1 protein-coding gene and 1 pseudogene are annotated in these 434 nt (G+C 46.5%); both read left to right on the forward strand.

The features are described from left to right. Positions 1-276: phosphoribosylglycinamide synthetase C domain-containing protein (locus ACTHUF_RS11390; protein WP_440407768.1), on the forward strand; the 276-nt coding region annotated here is incomplete at its 5' end. Between the two features lie 72 nt (positions 277-348). Next, positions 349-434, forward strand: a pseudogene (locus tag ACTHUF_RS11395) (Sua5/YciO/YrdC/YwlC family protein); the annotation flags it as partial.

Below are 434 nucleotides of genomic sequence, written 5' to 3' on the forward strand. Positions count from 1 at the left end.
GTGTTGGCCGCACAAAACTATCCTGATTCTCCGAAAAAAGGCGATGTGATCTTTGGCTTGGATAAGGCCAATCAAATCGGTAAAGTTTTCCATGCCGGTACTGCAACGAATGAAAAAGGCGAAGTGGTAACCAACGGCGGCCGTGTGTTGTGTGTAGTCGGTTTGGGCGATGATGTTGCACAAGCTAAAAGCAAGGCTTATGAGGCATTGGAAACAATCCGTTTTGACGGTATGCAATACCGTAAAGACATTGCCGATAAAGCCATCAACCGTTAATAATGAATAGAAATAGGCCGTCTGAACACAGATTGTCCGACAATCTCAGTTTCAGACGGCCTTGGTATGATGATGATGTTTCCCAGAATTTTATCGGCTGCAGCCCAACGCAGGCTGCAGGCGCATCTTAAAAAAGGCGGTTTGGTCGCCTATCCTAC

The organism is Neisseria sp. P0024.S006 (assembly GCF_051956595.1).
Classification (GTDB): domain Bacteria; phylum Pseudomonadota; class Gammaproteobacteria; order Burkholderiales; family Neisseriaceae; genus Neisseria.